Here is a 7,765-nt window from a genome sequence, read left to right as displayed (position 1 = left end):
ATTCAAAATAATTATATAAATTTGCAGCTCGAAAAATCGAAAGAATAAGATAGTTAAAAATATAAAGGCGATGAAAAAAGGTATACATCCAGAAAATTATAGATTAGTAGCATTTAAGGATATGTCCAATGATGATGTTTTCCTTACAAAGTCTACTGCGGATACTAAAGAGACTATTGAAGTAGACGGTGTGGAATATCCTGTGGTTAAACTGGAGATTTCAAGATCATCGCACCCATATTATACTGGAAAATCTAAACTTGTGGATACAGCTGGACGTATTGATAAATTCAAAAATAAATACGCCAAGTTCAAAAAATAAGAAATATTCAATATTTACTTTTAAGACCTCTGATATAATAATCTCAGAGGTTTTTTGTTTTTAAGAGTAAAAGATTGTCACTTGACCTTAAAAAATTTTTTTGGTCGGATTTCTTTTTAAGTTACTATACTTTAATTTTAATTTTACCTCAAAAATAACACATGAACTATATCCTTTTTGATGGTCCTGCAAGAGCGGCATTATTGCCATTTACTTTCACACGTCCAGTTGCTGATATTCGTATTGGGATCCTAACAATAAGAGAGAAATGGGAAAAATTCCTTGGCTATACTACCACAACCATTACAGAAGACTATTTGTCCGAGCGTTATCCAATGGTCGAGATGGAGGAAAATGTTTTAATTAACGCTTCCTACCTTCCAACCATTGAAATGGCGCAAATTATCAAAGGACTAGAAGAGAATCAAGCACTTTTTCACGGGGAAGAGGTGATTGCTTTTTATACCACCCACGCCCAGCAAGAGATAAATTTAAATTCATACCAAGCCATTGAGTATGATGGGGAGTGTATCCAGGTACAAAATACTTGGGACATTTTTTCCAAAAATAGCCTCGCTTTACAGGCGGATTTTGATTTATTAACCAAAGATAGAACAAGCCAACCTATTCCAAGCAATAACAGGGTAATTGCCCCGGAGAATATATTTATAGAAGAAGGAGCAGTGGTGGAATGCGCCACTTTAAATGCCTCTCCAGGCCCTATTTATATATCTAAGGGCAGCACTGTTATGGAAGGAAGCATGATCCGTGGTGGCTTTTTTCTAGGAGAATACTCGGTAACTAAAATGGGGACCAGGATTTACGGTCCTACTACGATCGGTCCAGGTTGTAAGGTTGGGGGAGAGATCACCAATACAGTCATCTTTGGTAACTCTAATAAGGGGCATGAAGGTTACCTTGGGAATTCTGTCCTAGGGGAATGGTGTAACATCGGAGCGGACACCAATAGCTCGAACCTTAAAAATGATTATTCTACAGTGAAACTCTGGAGCTACCAAACGGAAAGTTTTTCTAAAACTAACCTGCAATTTTGCGGTCTTATGATGGGAGACCATAGTAAGTGTGGTATTAATACCATGTTTAATACAGGCACCGTAGTTGGGGTGAGTTCTAATATATTCGGATGTGGTTACCCACGTAACTTTATTCCAAGCTTTAGCTGGGGAGGTGCCTCAGGTTTTACTACCTACAAGCTTGAGAAAGCGTTTCAGACCGCTAGAGTTATGATGGAACGACGCGGGATCTGTTTTACCGCTGAGGATGAAAAGATATTAACCCATGTTTTCGAGCAAACCTCCAAGTGGCGTAAAAATTAACACGCGCCCTTTGTTGCGAAGTAAAATATTTTTAGCTGCTAAAACTGAGTATATTCTTTCATTCCTCTAAATAAGTTGGTATATTTGTGCGCTTTTTTAAAGGGGCATAATAAACTGTTTTTCAAGGATTAATTTCGATCAAATGGAGGCTAAAAAGGTGGCGTTTTACACCTTAGGGTGTAAGCTTAATTTTTCAGAGACATCAACGATCGCTCGCGGTTTTGCTGAGGAGGGATTTGATAGGGTTGATTTCTCTGAGAAGGCTGATATATATGTAATCAACACCTGCTCGGTTACGGAGAATGCGGATAAGAAGTTTAAGACGATTGTCAAACAAGCTCAAAAGGTCAATCCAAATGCTTTTGTAGCAGCCATCGGTTGCTATGCACAATTAAAGCCAGAGGAGCTAGCAGATGTCGATGGCGTGGATTTAGTACTTGGAGCTACCGAAAAATTTAAAATTACGGACTACTTAAATGACCTCTCTAAAAACGATTTTGGTGAAGTACACAGCTGTGAGATTGAAGAAGCTGATTTTTATGTAGGAAGCTATTCCATAGGGGATAGAACCCGTGCTTTTCTAAAGGTTCAAGATGGTTGTGACTATAAATGTACGTATTGTACAATTCCACTGGCACGTGGGATTTCTAGGAGCGATAGCCTGGAAAATGTTCTTAAAAATGCGAGAGAGATTTCCGAGCAAAATATTAAGGAAATTGTGCTTACTGGTGTTAATATTGGGGATTATGGAAAGGGAGAATTTGGAAATAAAAAGCACGAACATACCTTTTTTGAACTCGTTAAAGCCTTGGATGAAGTTCCAGGAATTGAACGATTGAGAATTTCTTCAATCGAGCCCAACCTTCTCAAAAATGAGACGATTGAATTTGTGGCTTCCAGTCGAACTTTTGTGCCGCATTTTCATATACCTCTCCAAAGTGGTAGCAATGCAATTTTAGCCAAAATGAAACGTCGTTATCAGCGTGAGCTGTATGTTGACAGAGTGGCAAAAATTAAATCTTTGATGCCTGATGCCTGTATTGGGGTAGATGTGATCGTTGGATTCCCAGGGGAGACTGACCAACATTTTTTAGAAACGTACCACTTTTTAAATGACCTGGATATTTCCTATCTACACGTTTTTACGTATTCCGAGCGTGATAACACCGAGGCAGTAGATATGGAAGGTGTTGTTGATCAAAAAATCCGTAATAAACGAAGTAAGATGCTAAGAGGACTTTCGGCTAAAAAACGACGTGCCTTTTATGAATCTCAAGTGGGAACCGAACATACTGTTTTATTTGAAGGAGAGAACAAACAAGGATATATCCATGGGTTTACTGAGAATTATGTGAAGGTCAAATTGCCGTGGAATCCAGCTTTAGTGAACACGCTTCACAGGGTGAAACTCACTGGTATTGCTGAGGATGGAATATTAAAAGTAGAATTTATAGAAGCGGCTAAGACGGCCGTTTAGACTTTTTCAAGTTGAGAGAAATTAAAAAGGCTGTTTTTAAAAACAGCCTTTTTAATTTTTAGATTCTGATTCCCACCGGGAGCAGACATTTAAATTCTTTGTGTTTTCTGAGAAAACCAGCTATTTGGGGGCTTGTTGGTACTACACTTAGATTTTTGTCTTCAATGCTTCTAAGTACAGTTCTGATGAATTCATCTTTGAATTCCGGATCGGTAACTCCCTCAGGGATCACCAGTTTAGTTAGAAAAACTTTACGTTCTTGTGAGGCGTACTCAATTTTTGCTAATTTGCCATCAACCTTAGTTTCATACTGCCGCAAGAACTCATTGTTGTTAATTACTACTTCATTCATTATTGTGAATTTTACTTTACTTTCCAATCTATCAACCTTTAACACATCTTCTTCACAGCTATTTATTGATGTATAGAAACGGCTCTTAGTGAACTAAATTAGTAAGGTCGTTTTGCTTTTTTGATGAAGAAATACATAACTTTAGCTCCGCAAAGGTACGTAAAAATTGCCTAAATAGCTATTTTTCAGCGTATAAACTAAAGGTGAACTAATGACCCATGTGTATTTCATGCCTGGAATGGCCGCAAATTCAAGTATTTTTGAGTATATTAAACTTCCTGAGCAGCACTTTAAAATGCATTATTTGGAATGGATCATTCCTGAGAAGAACGAAAGTTTAATGTCTTATGCGAAGCGTTTAATTGTAGGAATTAAAGAGGATAATCCAATTCTTGTGGGGGTTTCTTTTGGAGGAATCATTGTACAGGAAATGGCCAAGCTGATCAAAGTGAAAAAGATTGTGGTGATCTCTAGCGTTAAATCCAAATTTGAACTTCCAAGACGGATGATCCTAGCCAAATACACTGGTTTGCATCGTTTAATACCGACTTCCTTGGTCTATAAGCTCGAAGTCATTGCCAAATACGCTTATGGAGACGCAGTAGTGAAACGATTGGATTTGTATGAGAAGTATCTTTCGGTTAGGGATAAGCACTATTTAGATTGGGCGATCGACAAAATTATAAAATGGGATCAACAAGATGCCTTGCCCAATACCATTCATATACACGGAGAAAAGGATAAAGTTTTTCCTTTTGTTTATATTAAGTGGTGTATCGCGGTTAAAGGTGGATCCCATGTTATGATTCTAAATAAGTATAAGTGGTTCAATGAAAATCTCCCAAAACTACTTGTTGATTAAATTAGTATATTATAAAGGTATTTAAATTAAAAGTTACGGTTATGGATGGAATTAAAAAAGTGGTGGTGGTTTGTGCTGTGATTTGGGTAGCAGCTGTTTTTATCAATGCGGTAAAGACTACCGATGTACCACAAAAAGCAATGGAAGGTAAAGGGGTTGTTAATGACAGTTTAAGTTTGGTAAAAGATTATAATGTCTATGCCACTAAAATACCCGCGGGTATTAACTTTGCAGGAGAGCGAGTTCCAGTGGAAGATCCTGATGTAAAAGAACGATTGGATAGAGAACTTCTTGTTAATACGTATTGGCAATCCAATGGACTGTTACTTATTAAAAGGGCTCATAAATATTTTCCGATTATAGAACCTATTTTGAAATACCATGGTATCCCAGATGATTTTAAATATCTAGCTGTGATAGAAAGTGGATTAACGCAGGCTGTTTCTCCCGCTGGTGCAACAGGATTCTGGCAGCTTATGAAAGGGACAGCTAAAGAATATGGACTGGAGGTTAATTCTAATGTGGATGAGCGTTACCATATTCAAAAATCCACTGAGGTTGCTTGCGCTTACTTAAAAAAGGCAAAGGAACGATTTGGGACATGGACCATGGCAGCTGCCGCTTATAACGCTGGAAATTATGGTATGGCTAGACAGCTGGAGCGTCAGGAGATAGAAGGGTATTACAATGTACTTCTAGGAGAGGAAACTGGCAGATATGTTTTTAGAATTTTGGCTATCAAAGAGATCCTTTCCAATCCAAAATCATATGGTTTTAATTTTGATCAGGAAGATCTATATACCCACATCCCTGTTAATGAGGTTTCCGTTGATACGGCCGTTAGCAGTTTTCCAAAGTTTGCCAGAGAGTTTGGGATAAGTTATAAGGTCTTAAAAATTCACAATCCTTGGCTCAGAGAAGCTCATTTAAATAATGCTTCAAGAAAGGAGTATATCATAAAAATTCCTAAAGAAGGGTATTACCCACCATTGAACTAATGTGGAGCTTTGTTAAAGATCACTTATGGGAGATTTTAATTGTAGTGAATTATGTTTTAGCCATCATAGCTATAATTTTAATACTCCTTAAAAACATTAATCCGACCAAAACCTTATCGTACATTATTGTACTAGCGGTGTTTCCTGGTATTGGCTTGATTGTGTATTACTTTTTCGGACAAGATTACCGCAAGTTTAGAATGTTTAAAAAGCGGGCGCTTCTCAATCAAGTTAACGTACAGAACTGGACAGATAAGTTAAAGATCCTTGAGGATAAGGCCTATGACTTGTCATCGAAGATCCTTGATGGTAATACAAAGATAATTAAGTTGATCGATGAACAGCGATACGCTCCTGTTACCTTGTACAACAAGGCTGAAATCTTAGTAAATGGTGAGGCAAAGTTCAAACGGCTTTTTGAAGATATTCAGGCTGCGAAATCTTCTATTCATATGGAGTACTATATTATTAGGGATGATGAAATTGGATCACAGCTTATCGAACACCTTTGTAAAAAAAGCCAGCAGGGAGTAGAGATAAAGATTAATTATGATCCAGTTGGAAGTTCTATTAGCAATAGGTCGATATCTCTACTTACCAAAGCAGGGGTGGAGGTTTTTCCATTTATGCCGATTTATTTCCCTCGATTTGCCTCGAAAATCAATTATAGAAATCATCGAAAAATAGTGGTGATCGATGGAGAGATTGGATATTTGGGAGGCATAAATATTGGGGATGAATACGTCAATGCACCAGGTCGGGAGTATTGGAGAGATACCCATTTGAGAATTCATGGTCAAGCTACTGGGATGTTACAATTGTATTTTTTATTGGGTTGGAATTTTGTCACCGAACAAAGCATAGAGGTAAAGCCGCGATGGTTTCCTAAATCAGAGGTGAAAAATGAGCTCCCTATACAAATTATCAGCAGTGGTCCCGATATGAAGTGGGCAAGTATTATGGAGGCTATGTTCACTGCTATTAATTCGGCAAAGCGGTACGTGTATTTGACGACCCCGTATTTTATTCCCAATGAAGAAATTACCTTGGCAATGATTACGGCGGCAAAGAGTGGTGTAGATGTTCGCTTGCTAATTCCTAAAAATTGTGATTCTCGAATCGCCAAATATGCTACCTATGCTTCTTTATCAGTTTTGTTAAGAGCTGGGGTTAAAATTTATTTTTACGAAAAGGGTAACATTCATGCTAAAACCATTGTTGCAGACGATGTGTTTTCAACCATTGGAACCGCTAATATGGACAACAGGAGTTTTCATCTAAATTTTGAAGTCAATGCCATGTTGTATCATAAAAAGACTGCCATAGAGATGCGTGAATTATTTCTAAACGATTTGGTGCATAGCACTATAATAGATGTCAATCGCTGGGAGAAACGCGGAACAATTCAACGGCTGATAGAGTCTGGTTGCAGACTTTGGGCTCCCTTATTGTAACGTTAGATCCTTTTAAGTTGATCTTGCATCATTTTGATTTGATCTCTCAGCATGTTTTGTTTGTCAAGCTTTTTGGCTTCATTTAAAAGCATGGTCGCCTCGCGCTTGCGTCGTTTTTGCATTGAAATACCAGCCAAGCTCAATTTGGCCATCGCAACATCATAATCCATGGAGAGACCGAGTTTCAAAGCCTTTTTAAAATACTTTTCTGCTTGGGTTAAATTGGTCTGAGAAGTCATAATCCCCTTAAGGTAGTTGTAATAACCTTGTTGTTTTTGAGTTAAAGCAACCTGAGGGTTTTTAATTTTATTCAACCATTTGTCGGTTCCAACAAAGTCTTGTTTACGCATTTTTAAAAAAGCTAGTAAGATGAATTCATTCCTAAAATAAAGGAAAACAAATATCCCTGCAAGTAAGATAAGGGCAATACCGTTTCCGATGAATCCTTCTACAAATTGATAAATGGCATACGCAAATATTAGTGCTGCAATAACTAATTTTATATTTTTGTTGAACATTTTATGGTCATTTAATTGAATTGCCAAAGGTAATAAAAACAGGCGCTATTTAACAACCCGTAGGTCTATTAAAGTTTCTCCGTTATATAATCAGTACTTTAAAGCGTAAAGTGACCAGTTATTCAAGTGGGTTGTAAAATTTTAAAACCGTGGAAACTACTGGAATTGCGGGTGGTGAGCAGTTTTGAAATTTAATTTTACTAATTGGTAAAAATATTTTTAAAAAGTGGTTTGTCTAAGAGAAAAGTCTTCGTATATTTGCGCCGCGCTTTTGTGAAGATACATTGCAAGCCGTTTAACCATTGAATTACAAAGTAGATAAAGATATTTAATAATGAAAAGAACGTTTCAACCCTCGAAGAGAAAAAGAAAAAATAAGCACGGTTTCAGAGAAAGAATGGCTTCTGTAAACGGTAGAAAGGTGCTTTCTAGCAGAAGAGCAAAA

The 7,765-nt window shown here is 37.3% G+C and carries 9 protein-coding genes; 7 read left to right on the top strand and 2 right to left on the bottom strand.

Translation table 11 applies throughout. From position 1 onward, the window contains the following. Positions 1-70 precede the first annotated feature (70 nt). From VKY50_RS11405 to mtaB, 3 genes are all read left to right on the top strand, one after another. A complete protein-coding gene (locus VKY50_RS11405; protein ID WP_324301950.1) occupies positions 71-322 on the top strand; it encodes a type B 50S ribosomal protein L31 in 252 nt (83 codons plus the stop codon). Positions 323-483: 161 nt separating this feature from the next. After that, on the top strand, positions 484-1,659 hold the full coding sequence (locus tag VKY50_RS11400) for a GlmU family protein (RefSeq protein ID WP_324301949.1): 1,176 nt from the start codon (positions 484-486) through the stop codon (positions 1,657-1,659). Between the two features lie 142 nt (positions 1,660-1,801). After that, a complete protein-coding gene (mtaB, locus tag VKY50_RS11395) occupies positions 1,802-3,136 on the top strand; it encodes a tRNA (N(6)-L-threonylcarbamoyladenosine(37)-C(2))-methylthiotransferase MtaB (RefSeq protein WP_324301948.1) in 1,335 nt (444 codons plus the stop codon). Positions 3,137-3,194: 58 nt separating this feature from the next. On the opposite strand, the gene VKY50_RS11390 is transcribed toward mtaB, so the two are convergent. Next, the gene (locus tag VKY50_RS11390) at positions 3,195-3,488 is read right to left on the bottom strand and encodes a GNAT family N-acetyltransferase (RefSeq protein WP_008990391.1); all 294 of its coding nucleotides are present in this window, start codon (positions 3,486-3,488) and stop codon (positions 3,195-3,197) included. A gap of 211 nt (positions 3,489-3,699) precedes the next feature. Here VKY50_RS11390 and VKY50_RS11385 point away from each other — a divergent pair, with 211 nt between their 5' ends. From VKY50_RS11385 to cls, 3 genes are read left to right on the top strand one after another with little or no spacing between them, the layout of a single operon-like run. Continuing rightward, complete coding sequence (locus VKY50_RS11385; protein ID WP_324301944.1) at positions 3,700-4,350, top strand: alpha/beta hydrolase; 651 nt, start codon at positions 3,700-3,702, stop codon at positions 4,348-4,350. A 41-nt stretch (positions 4,351-4,391) separates the two neighbouring features. After that, on the top strand, positions 4,392-5,348 hold the full coding sequence (locus VKY50_RS11380) for a lytic transglycosylase domain-containing protein (RefSeq protein ID WP_324301942.1): 957 nt from the start codon (positions 4,392-4,394) through the stop codon (positions 5,346-5,348). Next, on the top strand, positions 5,348-6,802 hold the full coding sequence (gene cls, locus VKY50_RS11375; RefSeq protein WP_324301940.1) for a cardiolipin synthase: 1,455 nt from the start codon (positions 5,348-5,350) through the stop codon (positions 6,800-6,802). The genes VKY50_RS11380 and cls overlap by 1 nt, the downstream gene beginning before the upstream one ends. Before the next feature lie 2 nt (positions 6,803-6,804). On the opposite strand, the gene VKY50_RS11370 is transcribed toward cls, so the two are convergent. After that, positions 6,805-7,320, bottom strand: a complete 516-nt coding sequence (locus VKY50_RS11370; protein ID WP_324301938.1) for a DUF2892 domain-containing protein — start codon at positions 7,318-7,320, stop codon at positions 6,805-6,807. Between the two features lie 334 nt (positions 7,321-7,654). On the opposite strand from VKY50_RS11370, the gene rpmH reads away from it, so the two are divergent. Next, a partial coding sequence (gene rpmH, locus VKY50_RS11365; RefSeq protein WP_324301951.1) for a 50S ribosomal protein L34 occupies positions 7,655-7,765 on the top strand: 111 nt, incomplete at its 3' end.

Source organism: Galbibacter sp. (genome assembly GCF_035306585.1).
Lineage (GTDB): Bacteria > Bacteroidota > Bacteroidia > Flavobacteriales > Flavobacteriaceae > Galbibacter.
This window is presented reverse-complemented; position numbering and strand designations above follow the sequence as displayed.